General features: G+C 69.4%; 18 protein-coding genes. 7 read left to right on the top strand and 11 right to left on the bottom strand.

Annotation, left to right across the window (positions count from 1 at the left end; translation table 11 throughout):
- Positions 1-49: 49 nt before the first annotated feature.
- The 7 genes from VFL99_RS00950 to VFL99_RS00920 are packed head-to-tail and all read right to left on the bottom strand — an operon-like array spanning position 50 to position 9,522.
- Entirely contained in the window at positions 50-1,378 is a 1,329-nt protein-coding gene (locus VFL99_RS00950) for an aminotransferase class III-fold pyridoxal phosphate-dependent enzyme (protein WP_325104445.1), read from the bottom strand.
- On the bottom strand, positions 1,375-2,328 hold the full coding sequence (locus VFL99_RS00945; RefSeq protein ID WP_325104444.1) for a phosphotransferase: 954 nt from the start codon (positions 2,326-2,328) through the stop codon (positions 1,375-1,377). Before VFL99_RS00945 ends, VFL99_RS00950 begins: the two co-directional genes overlap by 4 nt.
- Before the next feature lie 26 nt (positions 2,329-2,354).
- Positions 2,355-4,556 (bottom strand): MGH1-like glycoside hydrolase domain-containing protein, encoded by a 2,202-nt coding sequence (locus VFL99_RS00940; RefSeq protein WP_325104443.1) that lies wholly within the window; start codon positions 4,554-4,556, stop codon positions 2,355-2,357.
- On the bottom strand, positions 4,553-6,571 hold the full coding sequence (locus tag VFL99_RS00935; protein WP_325104442.1) for a beta-galactosidase: 2,019 nt from the start codon (positions 6,569-6,571) through the stop codon (positions 4,553-4,555). Before VFL99_RS00935 ends, VFL99_RS00940 begins: the two co-directional genes overlap by 4 nt.
- On the bottom strand, positions 6,568-7,404 hold the full coding sequence (locus VFL99_RS00930; RefSeq protein ID WP_325104441.1) for a carbohydrate ABC transporter permease: 837 nt from the start codon (positions 7,402-7,404) through the stop codon (positions 6,568-6,570). Before VFL99_RS00930 ends, VFL99_RS00935 begins: the two co-directional genes overlap by 4 nt.
- The gene (locus VFL99_RS00925; protein WP_325104440.1) at positions 7,404-8,321 is read right to left on the bottom strand and encodes a carbohydrate ABC transporter permease; all 918 of its coding nucleotides are present in this window, start codon (positions 8,319-8,321) and stop codon (positions 7,404-7,406) included. The genes VFL99_RS00930 and VFL99_RS00925 overlap by 1 nt, the downstream gene beginning before the upstream one ends.
- 4 nt (positions 8,322-8,325) lie before the next feature.
- Complete coding sequence (locus tag VFL99_RS00920) at positions 8,326-9,522, bottom strand: ABC transporter substrate-binding protein (RefSeq protein ID WP_325104439.1); 1,197 nt, start codon at positions 9,520-9,522, stop codon at positions 8,326-8,328.
- A gap of 267 nt (positions 9,523-9,789) precedes the next feature.
- Between VFL99_RS00920 and VFL99_RS00915 the strand changes: the two genes are divergently transcribed.
- A complete protein-coding gene (locus VFL99_RS00915) occupies positions 9,790-10,554 on the top strand; it encodes an SDR family NAD(P)-dependent oxidoreductase (protein ID WP_325104438.1) in 765 nt (254 codons plus the stop codon).
- A gap of 21 nt (positions 10,555-10,575) precedes the next feature.
- Entirely contained in the window at positions 10,576-11,286 is a 711-nt protein-coding gene (locus tag VFL99_RS00910; RefSeq protein WP_325104437.1) for a GntR family transcriptional regulator, read from the top strand.
- 9 nt (positions 11,287-11,295) lie between these two features.
- Here VFL99_RS00910 and VFL99_RS00905 read toward each other — a convergent pair whose 3' ends face one another.
- On the bottom strand, positions 11,296-12,147 hold the full coding sequence (locus VFL99_RS00905; protein ID WP_325104436.1) for a MurR/RpiR family transcriptional regulator: 852 nt from the start codon (positions 12,145-12,147) through the stop codon (positions 11,296-11,298).
- Positions 12,144-12,953, bottom strand: coding sequence for a class II glutamine amidotransferase (locus VFL99_RS00900; RefSeq protein WP_325104435.1), 810 nt, complete (start codon positions 12,951-12,953; stop codon positions 12,144-12,146). Before VFL99_RS00900 ends, VFL99_RS00905 begins: the two co-directional genes overlap by 4 nt.
- A gap of 92 nt (positions 12,954-13,045) precedes the next feature.
- On the opposite strand from VFL99_RS00900, the gene VFL99_RS00895 reads away from it, so the two are divergent.
- The 4 genes from VFL99_RS00895 to VFL99_RS00880 are packed head-to-tail and all read left to right on the top strand — an operon-like array spanning position 13,046 to position 18,337.
- Positions 13,046-14,401, top strand: coding sequence for a glutamine synthetase family protein (locus VFL99_RS00895; protein WP_325104434.1), 1,356 nt, complete (start codon positions 13,046-13,048; stop codon positions 14,399-14,401).
- A gap of 29 nt (positions 14,402-14,430) precedes the next feature.
- Complete coding sequence (locus VFL99_RS00890; RefSeq protein ID WP_325104433.1) at positions 14,431-15,891, top strand: APC family permease; 1,461 nt, start codon at positions 14,431-14,433, stop codon at positions 15,889-15,891.
- Positions 15,888-17,198, top strand: coding sequence for an aspartate aminotransferase family protein (locus VFL99_RS00885; RefSeq protein ID WP_325104432.1), 1,311 nt, complete (start codon positions 15,888-15,890; stop codon positions 17,196-17,198). The genes VFL99_RS00890 and VFL99_RS00885 overlap by 4 nt, the downstream gene beginning before the upstream one ends.
- Positions 17,195-18,337 (top strand): amidohydrolase family protein, encoded by a 1,143-nt coding sequence (locus VFL99_RS00880; protein WP_325104431.1) that lies wholly within the window; start codon positions 17,195-17,197, stop codon positions 18,335-18,337. Before VFL99_RS00885 ends, VFL99_RS00880 begins: the two co-directional genes overlap by 4 nt.
- Positions 18,338-18,397: 60 nt before the next feature.
- Here VFL99_RS00880 and VFL99_RS00875 read toward each other — a convergent pair whose 3' ends face one another.
- On the bottom strand, positions 18,398-20,209 hold the full coding sequence (locus VFL99_RS00875; protein WP_325104430.1) for an RICIN domain-containing protein: 1,812 nt from the start codon (positions 20,207-20,209) through the stop codon (positions 18,398-18,400).
- 182 nt (positions 20,210-20,391) lie between these two features.
- On the opposite strand from VFL99_RS00875, the gene VFL99_RS00870 reads away from it, so the two are divergent.
- Positions 20,392-21,645, top strand: coding sequence for an alpha/beta fold hydrolase (locus VFL99_RS00870; RefSeq protein WP_325104429.1), 1,254 nt, complete (start codon positions 20,392-20,394; stop codon positions 21,643-21,645).
- A gap of 63 nt (positions 21,646-21,708) precedes the next feature.
- Here the strand turns inward: VFL99_RS00870 and VFL99_RS00865 are convergent.
- The coding region (locus VFL99_RS00865) for a S1C family serine protease (RefSeq protein WP_325104428.1) at positions 21,709-22,491 on the bottom strand (783 nt) is incomplete at its 5' end.

Genomic DNA, 22,491 nt, shown 5'->3' with positions numbered 1-22,491 from the left:
GCCGGATAGGCAACCGTCGCGCCGTGCGGTGGGACTGAGCGCGACCGTGCTAGGCGCGAGTCCCGTGGTCGTGGGCGAGGAATCGGTCGACCGCGTCGAGCAGGAGGTCGGCATCCTCGGTGGAGAAGGGCAGCGGGGGCTTGAGTTTCAGCACGTTGTCACCGGGTCCCTCCACCGACAGCAGGATGCGGTCCTCCTCCCGCAGGTGCCGCACGAGGTCGCGGGCGAGCCGGCCGGCCGGGTCCCGCGTCTGCCGGTCGTTGACGAGGGGGATGCCCAGGAACAGGCCTCGCCCCTGGACATCGCCGATGACCGGGTGCCGCTCGGCGAGGCGGTGGAAGCCCCCCTGCAGGTGCCGTCCCACCTGCCGTGCGTGCTGCTGCAGTTCCTCGTCCTCGATGACGTCGAGTACGGCGCTGCCCACCACGCAGGACACCGGGTTGCCGCCGAAGGTGTTGAAGTACTCCATGCCGTTGGCGAAGGAGTCGGCCACCTCGGGCGTGGTCACGACGGCACCGAGCGGGTGGCCGTTGCCGATGGGCTTGCCCATGGTGACGACGTCGGGGACCACGCCCTGCAGCTCGAACCCCCAGAACGCGTCCCCGACCCGCCCGAACCCGATCTGCACCTCATCGGCGATGCACACCGCCCCAGCGGATCGCGCTGCGTCGTAAGCCATCTGCAGGTAACCGGCCGGCGGTTCGACCTGCCCGGCACAGCCCATGATCGACTCGGCGATGAAGGCACCCGCCGGATGACCCTCGGCGGCCGCGCGGTCGAACGCGGTGCGGACCTCGTCGGCATAGCCAGCCGCGCTGCCGCTGCCACGGAAGCGGCCGGCATACGGGTCGGGCGTGGCCGCCACCTGGACGAACGGCTGCCGACCCTCCCCACCGCGCCCGTTGAACTTGTAGGGGCTGATGTCGATCAGGGTGGTGGTGTTGCCGTGGTAGGCGTGGTCGAGCACCACGACCCCGCGCCGGTGGGTGTGGGCGCGGGCCAGGCGGAGGGCCAGCTCGTTGGCTTCGCTGCCGGAGTTGACCAGGAAGCAGACCGAGAGTCGTTCGGGCAGCAGGGCGGTGAGCCGCTCGACGTAGTCGAAGAGCTGCTCGTACAGGAACCGGGCGTTGGTGTTCAGCAGCCGCATCTGCTGACACGCCGCCTCAGCGACCCTCGGGTGCGCGTGGCCGACGTGGGAGACGTTGTTGATGCAGTCGAGGTAGCGGTGGCCGTCGGCGTCGATGAGGTGGGCGCCCTCGCCGCGAACCACGTGCAGCGGGCGTTCGTAGTGCAGTGTCGTTGCCTGCGGGAGGTGCTGGGCGCGGCGGCGCAGCAGCTCCTCGACGCCCGATGCCGTGCCGGTGTTGCTGTCGGTCACCTGTGCTCCAGTCTCTGGTCGAAGGCGGCGAGGGCCCGCCACGCCGGGGCCTCGGAGATGCTCAAGTACGCGTCGTGCGGGGCGAGGGCCTGCTGGTGGGCCGAGATCGCGACGCTCGTCGCCAGCCGCGTGCGCACGAGGTGGGGCAGCAGCGTGCGGTCCACGTCGCTGAGCTGGCCCACCGCGTCGTAACCGTCGGCGACCAGCTCCATGACCTGCCAGGGGTCGGGCTGGCCGAGCCCGGCATACGCGCAGCCGACGGCCAGCTCGTTCAGCGTGAGGGACCGCACCATGTCGCCGAAGTCGATCAGTCCGGTGACCCGCTGCTCCTGAACCAGGACGTTGTGGTCGTTGGCGTCGTTGTGGATCACGCTGCGGGGCAACGTGTCGAGCAGGGGCTCGACGTGCTGCTGGAAGGCGTGCAGGGCGCGCTCCACCAAGGGCTGCCGGTCGGCGGTGACCTCCGGCAGGTAGCGGGACAGGACCTTGGCGGCCAGGGTGACGTCCCACTGGATGTGTCGCCCGGCGGCGGGGTGGTCGAAACCGGCAAAGCCCTTGGTGAGCCGCGCGAGGAAGGACCCGAAGTCGGTGAGGAGCGCCGGGGAGCGATCGGTGCGCAGCGCCAGCAGCTGGCCGGGGAGGAAGGTGAGCACCCGGAACAGGTGTCCCTCCAGCGTCCCGATGGTATGCCCGTCCCTCGCCTCCACGGGACGCGGGCACCCGATGCCGACGGCGGCCAGGTGCGCCATCGCGTCGTGCTGGAGGTCCACCACGTCGGCGTCCTCGGCGGCGTTGGCGATCTTGACGACGTAACGCGGCCGCCCGGCGACCGACACCCGGAAGTTCTGGTCGCGCTCAGAGGGCAGCGTGTCCAGCGTGCCGTGGAATCCGTACTCCTCGGCGAGGAAGGACTCCACGGTCTCGGCCGCGAACTGGGGCCTGCCGCTCACCTGGCTGAGGCTGTTCGGCGGCACGCTCATCGGCTCGCTGACCGGGACTCGGTGAGCAGCAGCACCATCGCGGCGGACCAGCTGAAGTTCGTGGAGTTCAACCGGGCACCGGTCAGCGGGTCGTAGTTCTCCATGATGGGATCTTGCCCGAGGAGCCCGGTGGCGTTCTCCAGCAGGGCCTGCGTGGCGACGCGGGCGTCCCGGTGGTAGCCGTAGCGCTCGAGGCCGTGGATGGCGAAGGTCGCCTGGTCGAGCCAGACCGGACCGCGCCAGTATTCGGTGGGGGAGAAGTACCGAGACGACGCAGCCACGGTGGGCATGGGCACGTGCGTGGCGAAGTCGCGCGGGTCGACGAGGTGGGCGCGCACCTGCCTCGCCTGCTCGCGGTCGGCCACGCCGGCCCACAGCGGAATCGAGCCCTCGATGCCCATGCCGCGCTCCGCCAGGGGCTGCTTGCTCCTCAACGAGATGTCGTGGAACCACCCGTCGTTGGTGTCGAACATGTGGGTTCGGATGAACGTGGCCACACGCTCGGCCTGCTGCTCGTGCCGGACCGCATCGTGCGAGCGGCCGAGTACTCGCGCGATGTCCGCGAGGTAGCGGCTGTCGGCGACGAGGTAGGAGTTGAGGTCGACCGACTCCTGCGCCAGCGAGTAGCCGACCAGCTGCCCCTGTGCATCGCGGTTCGGGACCGTGTGCGCGCCCAGGTCGCTGTCGAAGCGGGGAGCGTTGTCCATGCCCGACTCCCATGCCGCCGCGAGACGACGGGCCTCGGGGGAGTCGTTGGCCGGGTCGACCGTGGCGCCGTATTCGCAGATCCCGTCGTGGTCGTGGTCCCGGTTGCGGTACCACCAGTCGTGGTACGCGACCAGCTTGGGGTACATCTCCCGAAGGAATTCACGGTCGCCCGTGTGGCGGTAGACCTCCCAGGTGGCCCATGCCGCCAACGGTGGCTTGGAGTTGCGCTCGTTCCAGTTGCCGCCACCGGTGGACGGGTCGTTGTAGAAGATGACGTCGGGCACCATCCCGGCGTCCTGCGGCCGCTCGGCGTCACCGCGGGTGATCTGGTGGTCGAATACCGACCGGATGGTCGACTCCGCCAGCGTGGGGTCGAAGCCGGCGACGGCCGCCGCCTCCTTCCAACTGTCCCAGGCCCAGAACCCACCGGTGAACCACTTGTAGCTGATCGACGGCGTGATCCCGTCGGACTCCAGCTCGCCCGCGGGGCTGCGCCAGTTGGTCACCAGGGTTTCGAGAGCCTTCACCGCCGTCCGTCGGTATGCCGGCCGCTTGCCGCGTGTCACGTCCCCCACCATGCGCTCCCAGCGCCTGTCGTCGGAGGCGACGACGGCACCCGGTCGGCGCAGGGCCGCCGCGACGTGGCGCGCCTCGTGCCGACGCTCGGCGGCGGTGAACGTGTAGGTCTCCGTCCACGCGAGCTGTCGCGACTCCCCGGCTGCAAGTGAGATGGGCTCCCTCAGCCGGGTTGCATAGCGGTCGCCCTGCACGGTCGTCCGGGTCGGCTCGGCGTGCCGGACGGCGAACCGTTCCTCGCCGCCGGTCAGGTAGTCCCACGTCTCCCGGACCTTGGCGAAGTCGACGGCCACCCCTCGGCTCGTGGCCAGCAGCTGAGGTGCGCTGCGCATCGGCTCCTTGGCGGGCCGCAGCAGGGCTCCGGTCCAGTCGACGTCCAGCACCCGCGGCCGTGAGCCGGTGTTCTCGATGCGCGCGGTGACCAACGCGGTCCGGTTGCTCGCGTAGCGCAGGTCGAGGGTGAGCGTCAGGTCGTCCACCCGGTAGCGCTGGCGCAGCCGCCCCGGGAGCGACTCGAGGCGCGGGTGGTCGTCACCGGCGAGCGAGACAGGCTGACCCGATTCACGGTCGTGCAAGTGGATACTGGTGAACTCCTTGCTGAGCCACCACGGGTACTCCTGTGCGATGTAGAGCGGGCCGGTGAAGCCGCCATAGCGTTCGGTGTCGCCGGGGCGGGGGAGGGCATAGGCGTGCCAGGCGCCGCGGTCGGCGAACACGTTGACCTTGAAGGTCTCCGGTGGCTCCGCCGTCGCGGGCGCGCCGTGCAGGTCCAGGACGTCTGCGTAAGCCGGCCGCGCGGTGTGGTCGTGGGTGCGGTGGTGGTCCGTGGCGAGCGCGGCGGGCGCGGTGGCGAGCAGGCTCAGCAGGGCCATGCCGGTGATGGCGATGCGGCGACGTGGTCGGCGAGGGCTCATCGGCATGTCTTCCTGTCGTCGAGGCGCAGGACCGCCGGTTGGCGCGGTCCCAGGGTGAGGGTGTGCAGGGCTTCCCGGCCCCTGTCGAGCAGGTCGGTGCCCGGGGCGGGAAGGGTGACCTCGGCAGGGCTCTCGCCGTGGTTCAGCAGGAACAGGTAGGTGCCGCGGTCGTTCCTGCGCAGGGTGGCTTCGACGGCCGGTGGCGTCGCCAGGACCGGCCGGGCATCGGCCTCGTCGGCGACTCGCTCCAGCAGGTGCGCGAGGCTCGGGCGGTCCAGCTGGCAGCTGACGTACCACGCGGACCCGGCGCCGTGGCGGTTGCGGGTGACGGCGGCCCGGCCGTCCAGGTGGCCCGAGGCGTAGGTGCCCCACGTGTCGGCGGTGGTGGGCTCCAGCCACTCCGACCAGGTGGTGGCGTGGCCCGGGGTGCCGTGGCAGTCGACCGACACCGCCGTGCCGTCGGCGACCGGCCACCACTCGTCGACCTCGATCCCCAGGCACCGCTGCAGCTGCGGCGACAAGGCGCCCGGGTGGGCACGGTCGTGCTCGTCGACAATGCCGCTGAAGCAGCCGACGACCAGGTGGCCGCCGCGCTCGACGTAGCCCGCCAGGGTGGTTGCCGTGGCGTCCGGCAGCAGGTAGAGCGAGGGAGCCAGGACCAGCCGGTAGGCGTCGAGGTCGGCGTCCGGCCGGGCGAAGTCGACCATGAGGTTGGCCGTCCACAGCGGGTGGTACCAGTGGGTGAGGATCTCCTTGAGGTGGAGGCGCTGCGAGGGGTGGTCGGTCAGCTCGAGGCCCCACCAGCTGTCCCAGTCGAGCAGAACGGCGACGTCCGCGGCGCTCCTGCCGTCGGTGACCTCCGCCAAGGACTGCAGGTCCGCGCCGAGCCCGACGGTCTCGGTCCACCCCCTGGCTCGGGTGCCCCGGTGAGGGAGCATGGCGCTGTGGAACTTCTCGGCGCCGGATCGTGAAGCGCGCCACTGGAAGAACATGATGCCGTCGGCGCCGTGGGCGAGGGCCTGCATGCTCCACAGGCGACGCAGACCGGGCGGCTTGGGGACATTGACGTCGCGCCAGCTGACCGCCGAGGGTGCGCTCTCCAGCAGCAGCCAGGGCTGCCCGTGCCGCAGGGAACGCATCAGGTCATAGCTCATGGCGATGGCGACGTGCGCCTCAGGGTCGTTCGGGTCCGGGTAGGCGTCGTTGGAGACGACGTCCTCATGTGCTGCCCACTGCCAATAGTCCAGGGCCCCGAAGAGGCCCATGAAGTTGGTGGTGACCCGGAGACCAGGGCAGATGTCGTCGAGGACCGCCTTCTCGTTCTCGTAGCAGGCAAGGAGGGCGTCGCTGCAGAATCGGCGCCAGTCGAGGGACTGCGCGGGGTTGGGTGGGGCCGGAGCCAGACGCGGTGGCTCGACTTCGGCCAAGTCACCGTAGCGCTGACCCCAGAACGTGGTTCCCCACGCCTCGTTCAGGGCGTCGACGTCGCCGTAGCGCTCGGTGAGCCAGGCCCGGAAGTCCTCGGCCGAGCGGGGACAGAAGCACTCCGTGACGTGGTCGCCGTATTCGTTACCGACGTGCCACATGGCGACAGCAGGGTGCTCGGCGTAGCGGCGCGCGAGCTGCCCGGTGAGCTCGGCGGCATACTCCCGGAAGGTCTGCGAGCTGGGGCAGAAGTGCTGGCGACTGCCGAACTCGAGTCGCACACCCTCGGCCGTCACGGGGAGAACATCAGGGTGTTGCCGCACGAGCCACGCCGGCGGAGCAGCCGTGGCCGTGGCGAGGTCCACCGCGATGCCGTGCTCGTGCAGGAGGTCAAGCAGCCGGTCCAGCCAGCCGAAGTCGTAGCACCCCGGCCGTGGCTCCAGCAGGGCCCAGGAGAAGACGCCGACGGTGACCAGGTTCACGCCGGCCTCGCGCATGAGGCGGGCGTCCTCGAGCCAGACCGACTCAGGCCACTGCTCGGCGTTGTAGTCGCCGCCGTAGAGCAGCGCGGGGTCTCGGGTGAGGGTCATGCCTTGAGCGCTCCGCCCAGTAGTCCGGACACGAATTGCTTCTGGAAGACCAGGAACACCAGCATGAGCGGCAGCGTGGCGATGAACGAGCCCAACATGAGGCCTGCGTAGTCCACGTGGGTCAGGCCGATCATGGTGTTCAGTGCCACCGGCACCGTGTACTTGTCCTCGGTGTTCAGCATGAGCAGCGGCCAGATGAAGGAGTTCCACTGCGTCATGAACGTGAAGATGACCAGGGCGCCCAGCTGGGGCCGGACGCTCGGGAGCACGATCCGGTAGAAGATGCGCAGGTCGCCGGCACCGTCCAGGCGGCCCGACTCGATGAGGTCGTTGGGAAAGCCCAGGAAGCCTTGACGCATCAGGAAGATGCCGAACGCGTTGGCCAGGAACGGCAGGATGACGGCTTGGTAGCTGTCGATCCAGCCGACACTGGCCATCATCTGGAACAGCGGCACCAGGAGCACCTGGAACGGGATCATCATCGTGGCCAGGACGATGCCGAGCAGGACGCCGCGTCCGCGGAAGGAGTACTTGGCCAGGCCGTAGCCGCACATGGTGCTGACCAGTGAGCTGAGCACGGTGTAGACGACGGCGATACCGACGCTGTTGGCGACCACCCTGGCGAAGCCGACGCTGTCCTGCAGGGCGGCGAGGTTGTGGAGCAGGTGGCCGCCGGGGAGGAATGGCGGTGGGGAGGCGAACAGCTGGTCGGTGGAGTGGGTGGCGGAGACCACCATCCAGTAGAAGGGGAACACGCTCACCGCGGCCCCGGCGACCAGGAGCAGGAGCAGGATCATCCGCCCGGGGCGGAGCCGGAGCAGCACCGATGCCATCAGCGCTCCCTTCCCAGGAACCGGAACTGCAGCAGGGACAGCACGCCGATGATCAGGACGACCACCCAGGCGATGGCCGAGGCGTAGCCGAAGTCGAGCTGCTGGAAGCCGACGCGGTAGAGGTAGAGGACCGGCGTGAGCGTGGCGTTGGCCGGTCCACCGCCGGTGAGGATGAAGTTCTCGTCGAACAGCTGCAGCGTGCCGATCGTGGAGGTCACGGTGGTGAACAGCAGCACCGGTCGCAGCTCGGGCAGGATCACCCGCACGAACGTGGTCACCGGCCCTGCACCGTCGACCGACGCCGCCTCGTACAGCTCCTTCGGCACCGCCTGCAGGCCCGCCAGCAGGATCACCATGTTGTAGCCGGTCCACCGCCAGGTGATCGAAGCGATCAGCGCGATCCGCGCCCAACCGGGGCTGTTCAGCCAGTCGATCCCGTGCAGCCCGACGGCCTGGAGCGCCTGGTTGACCACGCCCCCGTCCGTCTTCAGCAGCACCCGGAAGACGATGGAGTAGGCGACCAGGGTGGTCACCGCCGGCAGGAAGTAGGCGATGCGCAAGGTGGTGCGGAACCGCCGCCACGAGTTGTTCAGGACAGCAGCGAGCACGAGGGCCAGCCCGATCATGACCGGCACCTGCACCACCAGGATCAGCCCGGTGTTGAGCAGGGCCTTGGCCATGAGGGGGTCGTGCAGCATCCGTTGGTACTGCTGCAGTCCCACGAAGACGTTCCTGCCGTCCTGGTTGCTCTGCAGGCTCTGCAGCAGGCTGGCGACCAGGGGATAGGCGAAGAAGATCGCGAACAGCGCGGCTCCCGGCCCGACGAACACCCAGTGGGTCAGTCGGAGCCGGCGGCGACGACGAGTCTGTTGACCGGCACCGGCGACCGCCGGACGGGTCGGCGACTGGACGGTCATGCGCTCACTTCGCGGACTGACGTCCGGTGGCAGAGGCGATCTGTTGCGAGGCCGAGGCCAGGGACCCGTTGACGCTCTTGCCGTTCAACAGGACCGAGGCCACGGTGTTGTTGACCACGTCCGAGGCCTTGGAGTAGTCGTCGGTGTAGTTGATCGGCGGGATCTTCTTGACCAACGAGGCGAAGACCTCGTAGGCCGGCTGACCCCCGAAGTACGGCTGCGGCTGGTGGAAGAACGGGTCGTCCAGAGCCGGCAGGTAGGAGGGGAACAGGCCCTCCTTCTTCATCATCGAGACCTGGTTGGCCTTGTTCGCCAGCATGAACTTGGCGAACGCCCAAGCCGCCTGCTGGTTCTTGGACTGGCTGGGGATCGCCAGCGTGGACCCGCCGTTGTTGGTCGTCGGGGCGCCTTGGCCGCCGAACGTCGGAAGTGGCATCACGCCGTACTTGCCCTTCAGCTCCGGCATCTCACTGGTGAGCGTGCCGCTCCACCACACCGCGATCGGCTGCGCCGCCGCCTTGCCGGCCTTGGTGGCCGTGACGAGGCCGTCCCAGCCCTTCTCGTTGTCGATCAGCCCCTTGCGCTGCATGGCCTGCATGAGGCCGAGGGCCTTGTGCGCAGCCGGGGTGTCCACCGCGACCTTGCCGTCTGCGGAGAAGTAGGACTGCCCGAGCTGCTGGAGCAGCATGGGGAAGAGGGCGTCGCCGTTGGTCACGTCGGCGATCAGCATGGCCTTGCCGGTCTTCGCCTTGACCCGCTCGCCGGCACGCACGTAGTCGTCCCAGGTCTTGATGCTGGCCGGGTTGACGCCGGCCTTCTTGAGCACGTCCTTGCGGTAGAAGAGCCCGACGGGTCCGGAGTCCCACGGGAGGCTGAACAGGTGGCCCTGCTGGTCGGAGGAGGCGGCCCACTTGGCGGGGTCGAAGTCGTTCTTGTACTTCTGCGCCGCCGGCGCCAGGTCGACGAAGCCCTTGGGGAAGCGCGAGAAGTAGGTCGCCATGTGGTCGGACTCGACGGTCAGCACGTCGGGAAGGCCGGAGCCGGACTGCAGACCGACCGAGATCTTGTCGTAGGCGTTGTCGTAGCCGATGTCCACGACCTTGACGTGGACACCCGGGTGCTGATTCTCGAACGCGGGGGCAAGCCGTTTGAGCGCCTGTGCCGCGACGTCCCACGACCAGACGGTGACGGTGCCACTCAACTTGCCTGGGGTCGAAGCCTCAACGGATGTCGGAGTATCACCCCCAGCGGCCGCGCCACCGGTTGCGCAGGCGCTGACCCCCACGGTCGCGACCGCTCCGAACGCCACCATCGCCGCGAGTGTGCGTCGCCGTTGCGTCATGTCCCGTTCCCTCCGTCGACTGTATTCAGAATACTGAGTTCAGTTGGGGTAGGGTGTCAAGGGCTTTCCACGGAGTGGTCCGCCCGTTGCGGGTCCAAGGCACAGAAGGGCACAGAAGGGATACGGATGACTCAGACACTTGCCGGCCGGCGCGCCATCGTCACGGGGGCGGGAGGCGGGATCGGGCGGGCGACGGCCGCGCTCTTGGCCGAGCGGGGAGCTTCCGTCGTCCTGGCCGACCACAACCGTGACCGAGGCAAGGCCGCAGCAGACGCGATCTCCGCCGGCGGCGGTCGTTGCCTGTTCGTCCCTTGTGACGTGTCGCAGGACGAGGATTGTCGGCAGGTGGTCCAATCGGCTATCGACGAGTACGGCGGGCTCGACTTTCTGTTCAACAACGCGGGCATCATCCGCCGGTCGACCGTCTGCGATATCACGACCGACGACTGGGACCTCGTCATGGCGGTCAATGTCCGGTCGATCATGCTCATGAGCCGATACGCCGTGCCGGCCTTGGCCGCGGGCGGCGGGGGCGCGATCGTCAACACCGGATCCGGCTGGGGCATCTCCGGCGGCGGCCGGGCCGTGTCCTACTGCGCGTCCAAGGGCGCAGTCGTCAACATGACGAGGGCCATGGCCATCGATCACGGGCCGCAGGGAGTCCGAGTGAACTGCGTGTGCCCGGGCGACACCGATACGGGGATGTTGCAGGATGAGGCGCGCCAGCTCGGGGTCGACCGCGAGGACTTCTACGCCGAGGCCGCGGACCGTCCGCTGCAACGCATCGGCAAGCCGCTGGACATCGCCCAGACGGTGGCGTTCCTGGCAAGCGATGAGGCTGCCTTCATCAGCGGTGCCGTGATCCCCGTCGATGGGGGAGGGACCGCGTGAACACGGGAGGGGGTGACGCAGGTGCCGATTGACCGGAGGCCGTTGCGCGAGCAGGTGCGTGAAGAGGTGTTGCTGCTGCTCGAGCGAGGAGAGATCTCCGCGAACCACGCCATCAACGAAGGGCAGCTGGCGGCTCGGTTGGGGGTGAGCCGGACACCTCTTCGCGAGGCGCTGATCACGCTCGAGCACGAGGGCGTGATCCAGAGCCACAGTGGCAAGGGATTTCGGTTTGCTCCGCTGAGCCGCAAGGAGTTCACCGACCTCTGTGAGGTGCTGGCCTCCTTGGAGATGCTGGCACTCCAGCTCAGTGACCCGGCCGTCCTCGACAAGGTGGCGCCGACGCTGCTGCGGAAGGCGTACGAGTTCTCCGACTCCGAGGCCCCGGTCGGCACTGTGGAACGCTACGACGACGAGTGGCATGACCTGCTGCTCAGCGGCTGTACCAATGATCGCCTGATGGAGTTGTTGACCTCTGTCAAGGTTGGCCTGCGCCGCTACGAGCACCTCCAGGTCGGTCAGGACACGATGTTGCAGCGGGCGGCGGAGGAGCACGAGCAGATCGCCCAGTGCCTCGTCCATGGCGACCTCGCGGGCGCGCTGACCGCACTCAAGCAGAACTGGCACAGCGGCATGCAGCGCATCCTCGAGCTGATGGACGCCCTGCCAGCCGCTTCCACCGGAGATCCGGACGGGGCCTCGTCGCGGAGCGAGCGCTGGTGGCAGGAACGCTGAGGGCGGTCCTCACGGGAGGGTCTCGTAGCCGCTGGCCTCATCCCACGCGGTGATCCGTTGGAGTGCGTCGTCCCCGAGTCGCTGCAGGACGGCGTTCACGAGCAGCTCGGTCAGGACGAACGCCGAGGCGAGGGAATCGAACGCGCTGGAGGTGCCGACCGACGTCGGCAGGACCACGTCCGCCCGGTTGGCTGCGGGGGAGAGCCACGGGTCGGTCACGACGATGACGCGCGACCCCCGTTCGGCGAGTCGCTGGGCGAGCTCGGTGGTGCTCTGCTGGTAGCGACGCACGTCATACAACACGAACAGGTCGTGCCTGCCGGCGTCGATCGTGAAGGCGAGGCCCGGGGTCAGGGGCACGGAGGGTGCCGAGACGTTCCGGCGCACCTGGTGCAGGTGCATCAGCAGGTACTGCGCCAGGAAGTTGCTGAAGCGCCCGCCGCGCGCGTGGACTCTCAGCTTCTCGTCGCTGAGGAGGTCGACGGCCACTTCCACGTTCGCCTCCGGGAGGTCCCGAAGGGAGGTGGAGATGCTGTCGATGCTGTCGTTCAGCTTGGTGCCGAACCACCCGGTGCCGACCGGCTGGGACCGCGTCTCGGCATACCGGGTGATCGGGCTGGCGGCGCGATGTTCGAGCTCGGCGACCAACGCCGACTGCAGTTCGCGGTAGCCGGCGAAACCGAGCGCGCGCGCAAAGCGCACCACGGTGGGTGCACTGACGTCGGCGCTCGCGGCGAGGTCGCTGCTGCTCTGCAGGCCGGCCCGCGGGTAGTCGGCGAGCAGGGCCCGCCCCACCTGGCGCTCGGACGGAGTCAGCTGGGCGAGGGCGGTCCGCAGCCGGTCGGCAACGGGCTGGGTCATGAGGCGGCGTCCAGTGAGGAGGCGAGGTCGACAACCCGCGTCGCGCAGGTCACGCGGTCGATCACGAGCATCGAGTTGTGGGGTAGGCCCACCCAGTCGGACTGCGTGTATCCCGTGGACGTCACGACCACGCCCTCGGCGGTCTCGCGGTACCGCATCTGGAAGTAGGCCTCGACGTGGTCCATGGGCGCGCTGCTCAGGCCGGGGAACAGCTCCTCCAGGTCGGACAGCGGGGCGGCTGCGGTGCGGCTCGCATGCACCGCGATGAGCTGCGACGGCGAGAGCACGAGGGCGTTCAGGCTGGCGTGCCCGAACTCCTGCAACATCCGTGCGACGGTGCGCTGGACGGCCTCCACGTCGCTGCATCCCCGGGCACGCTCCTGCAGGACCAGCCGGAAGTAGCGCTCGCTGTCGGTCGTGCCGCGCAACCCGTCCCTGGTATGCCCGGCCAGCAGGCTGTCGAGCCGGTCCACGGGCTGGATGCTGCCGTTGTGCGCCAGGGCCAAGCCATCCTCCACGAAGGGATGGGTGTTCTCCGGCGCCACCTCGAGGCCGTCGGTGGCCCACCGCAGGTGCACCAGACCCGCGTCGCCCAACGGCTTCCCGGCCAGGTCGTGGTAGCGCTCGTCGTCGGCGGCCGCGCGTGGCGAGGTGGCGCTGCCGAGAGCCCCTCCCTGCGTCCACGCCATCCCCCAGCCGTCGGCATGGACGGAGGACAGCGCGGTGAAGTCCTCGAACTGGCCCTCGGCCAATGTTGCCCGGGCAGCAGTGGGTCGTCTCATCACGTAACCCAGCAGTCGGCACATCCCGCAGACTCCCTTCCCGTCCTCGCCTGAAACTGATATAACGATCCGCACCATATATCCGCAAGAGAGAATGGTGTGTTTCAGTGCCGACGGTGCCCCCCTCTGCCCCCTCTGTCCATGGCGAACAAGCCGACCGGCTGCGCAGCGCGGGTGCGCGCCTGCTGGCGGGAGTCATCGTCGACTCCGGCGGTGTCCTGAGAGCGAAGGCTGTCGCGCCCGCGCAGATCGAGCAGTTCGCCGCCGCGGGGATGGGTGCCTCCCTGACGTGGCCCGTGTTCTGCGTCGACGGCGACATCGCGATGACCAGCGAGATCGGTGTGGTCGGTGACCTTCGCCTGCGAGCCGACCTCAGCCGGGCGGTGGTCTTGGACGAGGGCTTCGCCTGGGCCCCGGCGGACGTCTACACGCAGGAGGGGGAGCGGTCCCCGCTGTGCTGGCGCGACGTCGCTCGACGGCAGGCGGACCGGCTGGTGGCCCTCGGCCTCAGCGCCCGGGCCGGCTTCGAGCTGGAGTTCACCTTGCTGGACGCCGAGGGTGATCGCCTCGGAGCGGACACCGGCTGGCCCGGCTACGGGCTGGGCCCGCTGTCCACGCTCTCCGGCTTCGCGAGCACGCTCGCCGAGCAGCTGGATGAGGCAGGCGTGGGCGTGGCCCAGCTGCACGCGGAGTACGGCCCGGGGCAGTTCGAGGTGTCCCTGCTGCCGTCCGACCTGCTGGGTGCGGCCGATGCGGCCGTGCTGGCGCGGACGGTGATCTGCCGAGTCGCTCGGACCTGTGGCCTGCAGGCCTCCTTCTCGCCCATGCCGTTCCCCGACGGCGCCGGCAACGGCGCCCACGTCCACTTCTCCTTCGCGCGCGACGGCTCCCCGCTCCTGACCGGGGGCAGCGAGGCAGCTGATCTCACCCCGGAGGGCGCCCACCTCGTGGCGGGACTGGTCTCCGGTCTGCCGGCGTGTATGGCGGTGCTCGCCGGGTCGGTGGTGTCCCTCGACCGCCTGCTGCCGGGCCACTGGTCCGGCGCGTTCGGCTGCTGGGGCGTGGAGAACCGCGAGGCCGCGGTCCGGCTCATCGCCGCCAACCCCGGGAACCCCAACGGCGCCAACGTCGAGGTGAAGTGCATCGACACCGCCGCGAACCCGTACCTGGCCGTCGGCCTCCTCGTCGGGCACGCACTGCAGGGCCTTCAGGACCGGGCCGCGTTGCCCGCGGCCGTGTCCGCCAACCCGGCGGACCTGTCGGCCGAGGACGCCCGGGCCGCCGGTGTCGTCCGCCTTCCCACGTCGCTGGAGTCAGCGGCCCGACTGCTGGAGGCGAGCCCGACGGCAGAGTCGATCCTCGGCGAGCCGCTCCACCGCGCCGTGACCGCCGTCCGACTCGCGGAGGCCAAGGCCGCCGAAGCGATGGGGGACACGCGATTCCACCGGACCCGCATGGCCTGGTCCGCCTGACCTGCTCCTGAGGCATTGGAGACATCACCATGAACGCAGCGCGTCGCAAGCTCAAGCTCTGGGAGGCCCTGGCCCTCTCCCTGGGGCTGATGGGCCCCACCCTGGCAATGGCCGGCAACGGGCAGGGCCTCATCGCGCAGGTGGGGTCGGCCGTTCCCTTGGTCTTCCTCCTCGGCGCCGTGGGGGTCGGACTCGTCGCCTACGGCTTCGCCCGACTCACCCGGCGCTACAACCACTCCGGAAGCGCCTATGCCCTCGTCGGCGTGACGATGGGACCACGAGCGGGCTTCGTCGCCGGGTTCACCCTCATGGGGACCTACCTGTTCTTCTCCATCTGCACGGTGGCGTTGCTCGGTGCCTTCCTCAACGCGTTCCTCGCCGCGGCTGCGGGCGGCGGTGCGCCACCGCAGGTGGCGTGGATCGTCACCGCGGTGATCGGGGTGGCCATCTCGGCATACCTCAACGTCCGGGACACCTCCACGGTCGCCCGATGGCTCCTGGTCATCGAGGGATTCGGCATCGCCGCCATGATCGTCCTGGCCATCGTCATCTTCGCCGCCGGAGGAAACAGCCGGACGGGCGTCACCTTCGAGGTCTTCACCTTCCACGGCACGACGTTCGGCTCCGTGATCGCTGCCGTCGTCGCGGCCTTCCTCTCCTGGGCCGGCTTCGAAGGCTGCGCCGCTCTGGGTGAGGAGACCGACCAGCCCCGTCGCAACATCCCGCGTGCGCTGTTCGGCTCGGTGCTCCTCACCGGCGTGCTGTTCGTGGTGGTCATGTTCGCCCAGACGATCGGCTTCGGCACCGATCCGCAGGGCCTCAAGGCCTTCGGCAGCTCGGGCAACACCCTCGGAGACCTGGCCAACACCTACGTCGGCCGCTGGTTCGCGCTCTTGGTGATCATCGCCGCCGTGATGTCGGCGTTCGGGTCGAACCTGTCGTCCGTGGCGACCGCCTCGCGGCTCATGTTCGCCCTCGCCCGCGACGGTTTCGGGCCGCGACAGCTCGCCCAGGTGTCGGGGCCGAGTGCCCTGCCGCGCAACGCTGTCGGGGTGGTGTTCGCCGCGGTCCTCATCGTCGACCTGGCCTCCTACCTCAGCGGGTGGCCCCACATGGGAACCGGCAACGCGGCCATCGACTCCTACTTCTACTTCGCCGTCACCGGCGCGACGTGTGTGCTCGTCGTGTACCTGCTCGTGGAACTGGCCGTCTTCTTCGCTGCACGACGGAAGCTGATCTCCGTGCGCATGGCTGAGCTCGTCATACCGGGCCTGGGAGCCGTGTTCATCCTCATGGTGATCTGGTACGGCCTGCGCGACCAGGTCGGTTTCTCACCCGCCTACCTGGCCCTCATCTGGGTGGCGATCGGCGTGGTCATCGCCCTCACCGCGCCGCGGCTGACGAAGCGGATCGGTGCCTCCCTTGCCCATGAGCTGGGTGAGGGACGCGAAGACCTGCCCGATGCCACGGAAGAGCTGGTGGACCGGTGACGTCTTCGGCTGCGGAGCTCTACGCCAGGGACCGCGTCGTCGCGGGTGTCGAGAAGCTGCGGTTCTTCCCCCTCGCCGTGGAGTCGGGGCACGGCTGCTGGCTGACCGAACCAGGTGGGCGCCGACTGCTGGACCTCTCGGCCACGTGGACGGCCGCCGGGCTGGGGCACGGACACCCAGCGGTGGTGGACGCTGCGCACCGGGCAATCTCGCGCCCGGCGGGAGCCGGGGGTCTCTCGGCCGTCCACCCAGACAGCGTCGGACTGGCCGAGGACCTCCTCGCCCTGACGCCAGGGGATCCGGACCGCCGGGTCTACCTCGGGCACGCCGGCACGGACGCGAACGATGTAGCCCTGCGCTGTGCCCGCTTCGCCACGGGAAAGCGCCGAGTGATCGCCTTCGAGCACAGCTACCACGGGGGCCTGGGCGTCGCGATGGGCGTCTCGGGGGTCCACATCGACGCGGGGAGCGTGGCCAGCACACCCGACACCGTGTTTCTGCCCTATCCGAACCCGTACCGGGCCGCGGACCCCCAGCGCGAGGTCGCCGCCGTACTGCAGGCGGTGGAACGTGAGTGTTCCCAAGACGACGTCGCCTGCCTCATCGTCGAGCCGATCCTGTCCGACGGCGGCCTGGTGGTCCCCCCACCCGGCTTCCTGGCGGAGCTGACACAGCTGTGCCGGAGACTGGACGTCCTCACGATCTGCGACGAGGTGAAGGTCGGACTGGGACGCCCGGGGACACTGCACGCGTTCGAGCGCGACGGCGCCACCCCCGACCTGGTCACCTTCGGCAAGGCGCTGGGTGCGGGTTTGCCCATCTCGGCAGCCGTGGGCCCCGCTGCCGTGCTCGATCAGCCCGTTGCCTCGGCCCTCCTGACGACTGCTGGCAACCCGGTCTGCACCGCCGTGGCCCGCGCGGTGCTCGACGTGCTGGTCAAGGAGGGCCTCGCGCAGCGGGCGGCCGAGGCGGGGCGGCGACTGCGCAGTGGGCTTGCTGAGGCAACCGCCGGTCTGGAGTGCGTCGGGGACATCCGGGGCCCCGGTCTCGTCATCGGAGTCGAGCTGGTGCAGGACCGCCAGAGCAAGACGCCGGCCCCGGACCTGGCCGCACAGGTGGTCTATCGCCTGTGGGAGCTGGGTGCCGTGTGCTACTACGTCGGTGGCAACGTCCTCGAGGTCACCCCGCCGCTGGTCATCGCCGACGACGAGGTCGATGTCGCGGTGGAGCTGCTGACCCGGGCGATCGACGACGCCCAGTCCGGACGTGTGGACGCCGAGGCCGTGAAGGAGTTCGCAGGATGGTGACGGAGCACAGGATGTTCGACGGGCCGATCGGCGAGGAGGTGGCCTCCCTGCCCCTGGTGGATCACCATGTCCACGGCGCGCTGAGGTCTGACGTCAGTCGGGGGCAGTTCGAGTCGATGATCACTGAGGCCCCCGAGGGCTCCTCGGCAGGCACCCAGTTCGACTCGCAGGTCGGCTTCGCCATTCGGCGCTGGTGCTCCCCGTACCTGGGGCTGCCGGTGCACGCGACGGCCGATGACTACTGGCAGGCCCGTGTCTCGCTCGGGAACCAGGCGGTGTCCCGACGGCTGCTGGGCGCGGCCGGAGTCTCGTGCTTCCTCCTCGACACCGGTTACCTCGGGGACGCGATCCTCGGGGTGGCGGAGCACGCCGCAGTGGCCGGTTCGACCGCCAAGGAGGTCGTGCGTCTCGAAACCGTCGCGGAGTCCTTGCTCACGCAGGTGGGAAGCGGATCCGAGTTCGTCACCCTGTTTCCGGAGCGGTTGACGGCGGCAACCGCTGATGCCGTGGGGCTCAAGAGCATCGTGGCCTACCGGTACGGCTTCGACTTCGCTCCGGAACGGCCGTCGGACGGAGAGGTCCGGGCGAGTGTGGACACGCTGCTGGCTCGTGAGCCCTCCAACGTCCGCATCGACGACCCGGTCCTGCTCCGCTACCTGCTGTGGTGCGGGGTGGACCGGGGTCTTCCGCTGCAGTTGCACACGGGCTATGGCGATCCCGACCTCGACCTGCACCGGGCGAACCCGGTGCTGCTCACGGGCTGGCTGCGCCAGGTCGAGCCCACCCGGGTGCCGATCATGCTCCTGCACTGCTACCCGTACCACCGTGAGGCGGGCTACCTCGCCCAGGTCTTCGACAACGTCTACTTCGACGTCGGCCTCGGCATCAACTACGTCGGAGCACAGAGCCGGCAGCTGGTCGCGGAGTCCTTCGAGGTCGCCCCGTTCCACAAGCAGCTGTACTCCTCGGACGCCTGGGGTCCGGCGGAGCTACACCTCCTCGGATCGATGCTGTGGCGACGGGCCGTGAGCGACGTGGTCGGCCAGTGGGTCGCCGACGGGGACTGGTCCCGGGCGGACGCCGTTCGAGTCCTGGGCCTCATCGGCTCCGAGAACGCCACGCGCGTCTATCGCCTCTGACCTCGGTCGAGTCGGGTCCGAAAGTCCCAGACGTCACTGGACCAGCCCAGGTCGAAGGGGTCAGCGAACCGGCGTCAGCGTCAGCACCTGCTCCGCGGCCGTACGGGGCGCACCGCGCTTCCCGCGGGTCCGGTCCGTCCATGACCGCACGGGAGTGGTCTCCACGAGGCGGTCGGGGTGGTGCGAGACACCGAGCACCAAGCCGCTGTAGCGGTTGACGATCCGCACCGTGCCGGTCGCCGATCCGTCTGTGGCCGAGGTGTCCGGCAGCACGAACCACTGCTGCCCCACGGAGGGGCCGTCCTCGGACGGAGGGGTCACGGTCGGCTGCGCTCCCCACGCACGTCCCCGCGTGGACCCGGAGTCGACTCCCAGCACGCCACCGGTGGCGGTGTTGACGATGCGGTAGGAGCCGTCGCCGTTGGCGACGAAGGCCCAGGAGGCCAGCCCCTTGTCCGTGCGCACCGACGTGGTGGCGTGGCTGTGCGGCGCCTGTGCCAGCAACCAGCCCCGTGCCGAGGAGATGCGGTATGCCGTGTCGGTGGCCACCGGGTGCGCAGGGGCGGGGGAGTCGATCGAGACGTTGACGTACTCGGCATACCGGCCGTCGGAGCAACCGAACGAGCAGTAGGCCCGGAAGTCCTTGCCCACGATCGAGGTACTCGTCTTGTTCACCGGGTCGAGGAACCACCGGTACCACGACGCCGTGTGATAGCCGCCCGTGTCGCCGATCAGGGTCCACTTCTGCGTGGCCAGGTTGTCGGTGGCGTAGTACTGCTGCGGGGCGTTGCCGCTCTGGTCGACGTTCTGCGGCTCGCCGATGTAGAGCCCCAGGTACGCGTCGTAGGTGATGTCCATGACGAACAGCGGCGAGGTCGGCGGGGTCGTGCCGGCCGCCACCTGCTCGGCGGTGGTCCCGGGGTTCCTCGGGTCGTACTCCTTGGCCGGAGGTGTGTAGCCGTCGGGGTCTTCGGCCGTGACCGGCACGAGGTTGCTCTCCTGGCCGCCCTGGCCCGGCTGGGACCACCGGCCGTCGTACCACTTGTGCCACGAGCTGGGCGCCATCTTGGCGGAGATCGGCGCCCGCGCGACGTGCGAGTAGAACGCCCTCCAGCTGCCGCCCTTGTCCACGATCCGGGAGCCGTAATAGACGTAGAAGTAGCCCGACCTCGCGTCGACGAACAGCCGCGGGTCGCCGTCGCCGTAGTCGTAGGTCTGCTCGGGGAAGGCGCCCGAATCGCCGCGCGTGGTGCTGAACGGCGAGGTGATCACGTGGTCCTTGATGGTCCAGGTGCGGCCGTCGTCGGTCGACACCGCGTAGTCGATCGCGTCGAAGTGCAGCCCGTCGCCGAACGGCTGGGGGGTGAACTCGTTGTGGACGAGGCCGTACCAGTTGCCGGTGTCGGGGTCGACCCAGACACCGACAAGGTCGCAGTAGTTGCGCTGGGAGTAGCGCGATCCGGCCGGGGCGAACGTTGACTCGAGTCCCGTCGGGCTGTGGTTGCACCGCCAGGTGGTGTCGGCGTTGGAGTCCAGCGGGTTGCCCGGGTCCGCAGCGTCACTGGTGCTGGACCGGGCGGCGGTGTCGACGTTGCTGCCGGTGTAGAAGTCCCAGGCGCGCGGAGCATCTTGGCCGTACAAGGCGTGGGACTGCTGGTAGTAGAACGTCCCGTTCCGGTCGATGAAGGTCCCCGCCGGCGTGTCGTCCGGGTTGGACCACGGCCCCCGGCTCCCGACGGACACCGAGAAGGCGGATCCCGAGTTGGTGCCGGGGCCGGTGTCGGCCTCCGCCGAGGTCGTGCCGATCACACCGAGGGCGGTGGCGACGGTGGCGGTCAGGGCAACGACTCGGGCACGGGATCGACGGGTCATGGGGGCTCCTCAACGGGGTGGGTACGGCCGGAGACGCTACCGGCAGATCAGCGGTCGGGAGCGTCGCAGGAGCAAATCTTTGACCAAATTTGACCTTGACTGCTCAGATCCGAGCATGAAGGTGGCCCGCGCGGTGCGGGTCGACACCGGGGACGGCGGCGTCGATGCGGCAGGATCGGGACATGATCCGACTACCCGGCTACGTCGCACGCGAGCACGTCGTCACTGTTCCGCTCGATCACAGCAGACCTGACGGCGCCACGATCGAGGTCTTCGCGCGCGAACTCGTCGATCCCGCCAAGCAGCACGAGGACCTGCCGTACCTGCTGTTCCTGCAGGGCGGTCCGGGGGGTAAGTCACCTCGGCCCGTGGACCGGTCGGGCTGGATCGACGTCGCACTGCGCAGCCACCGCGTCGTCCTGCTCGATCAGCGTGGGACGGGCCGCAGCACGCCGATCACTCCGACGACCGCCCAAGACCGTCCCGCACAGGAGCTTGCCGACTACCTGAGCCTGTTCCGCGCCGACGCCATCGTGGCGGACGCGGAGATCCTGCGCCGCCGGCTGACCGGCGGCGCGCGGTGGGACACCTTGGGGCAGAGCTACGGTGGATTCGTCACCCTGACCTACCTGTCGCAGGCCCCAGAGGGCCTGGCCCACTGCTACGTCACCGGCGGCATTCCGGGAGTGACCGCGACCGCGGAGGACGTCTACGCCCGCACGTTCTCCCGCGCACAGGGACGGAGCCACGAGTACTACGCGCGCTATCCGCAGGACGTGGCCGCCGTGGCGCGGTTGGTGGACCACCTCGAGGAGGAGCAGGTACGCCTCCCGGACGGCGACGTGCTCACTCCGCACCGACTTCGCACCCTAGGTGGCGTGTTCGGCATGAGCTACGGCTTCGAGACGGTCCACTGGCTGCTCGACGACGCGTGGGCGGGCGGCGAACTGCACCCTTCCTTCCTGTATGACGTGCAGACCCGGACCGGGTATGTCGACAACGTGCTCTATGCCCTGCAGGAGTACAGCTACGGAGCCGGAGCCGCGACGGGCTGGGCGGCACAGCGGGAGTACGACCGGAGGCCGGAGTTCGCCTCGACTGCCAGGCCGGTGCTGCTGACCGCCGAGATGATGTTCCCCTGGATGTTCCGCGAGATCCGCTCGCTTCGCCCGTTCGCGGCGGCGGCCGACCTGCTCGCCGCCAAGGACGACTGGAGCCCGCTGTATGACGTGGAACGGCTGGCCGCCAACGAGGTTCCCCTGTGTGCCGCTGTCTACTACGACGACCTCTACGTCGATGCCGACCTCCAGCTCGAGACGCTGGGACGGGTGGGGGGTTCCCGGGCGTGGGTGACCAATGAGCACGAGCACGATGGCCTGCGGACCGCACCCGTCGTGCTCGAGCGGCTCCTCGACATGGGCACGGGCCGCTGCTGAGTCGCCCTACGTGCTGACCCGCCGCCCAGGTACTGGGCTGGCAGCCGGGCAGGTTCGGAGAGATCACGCGTTCGGGCTCGCCGTGAAGGTGACGTTGATCTGGTGTTGGTGGCCGCCTCGGATGAGGGTGAGGGTGGCTTTCTCGCCGACGCTGCGTTGGTGGACCTGGGCGACCAGGGACAGGGAGCCGTTGACGGTTTCGCCGTCGATGGCGGTGATGGCGTCGCCCTTCTTCAGGCCGGCGTTGGCGGCGGGGGAGTGGGGGACGACGCGGGCCACGCCGGCGGCGTCGCGGGTGGCCGAGCCGACCTTGACGCGGGCGTTCTTGAGGTAGACGCCCAGGTAGGCGTGTTCGGCGTGGCCGGTGTTGATGAGTTGGCCGGCGATGGTCTTGACCTCCGAGACCGGGATGGCGAAGCCGATGCCGATGTTGCCGCTTTGGCCGCCCAGGGAGGAGGACTGGCTGACGGTGGCGATGGAGGAGTTGATGCCGACCAGGGAGCCGGAGGCGTCGACCAGGGCGCCGCCGCTGTTGCCGGGGTTGATCGCGGCGCTGGTCTGCACGGCGTTGGTGACCACCGGCTCGGCCCCGGAGTTGGTGAAGGGGTTGTTGTTGGCGCCCTCTTGTTGGGTGGTGACCGGGCGGTCCAGGGCCGAGACGATGCCGGTGGTGACGGTGCCGGCCAGGCCCAGGGGGTTGCCGATGGCCATGACGGGTTGGCCCACGGTCAGGCTGTTGTTGCCGGCCGGGTGGATGGGGGTCAGGTCGGTGGGGGGGTTGTCGATCTGGATGACGGCCAGGTCGGTCAGGGAGTCGGTGCCGACCAGGTGGGCGGTGTAGGTGCG

The organism is Segeticoccus sp., assembly GCF_035708005.1.
Note: the sequence above shows the minus strand (reverse complement) of the source record. Positions and strands in the feature narration are given on the sequence as shown.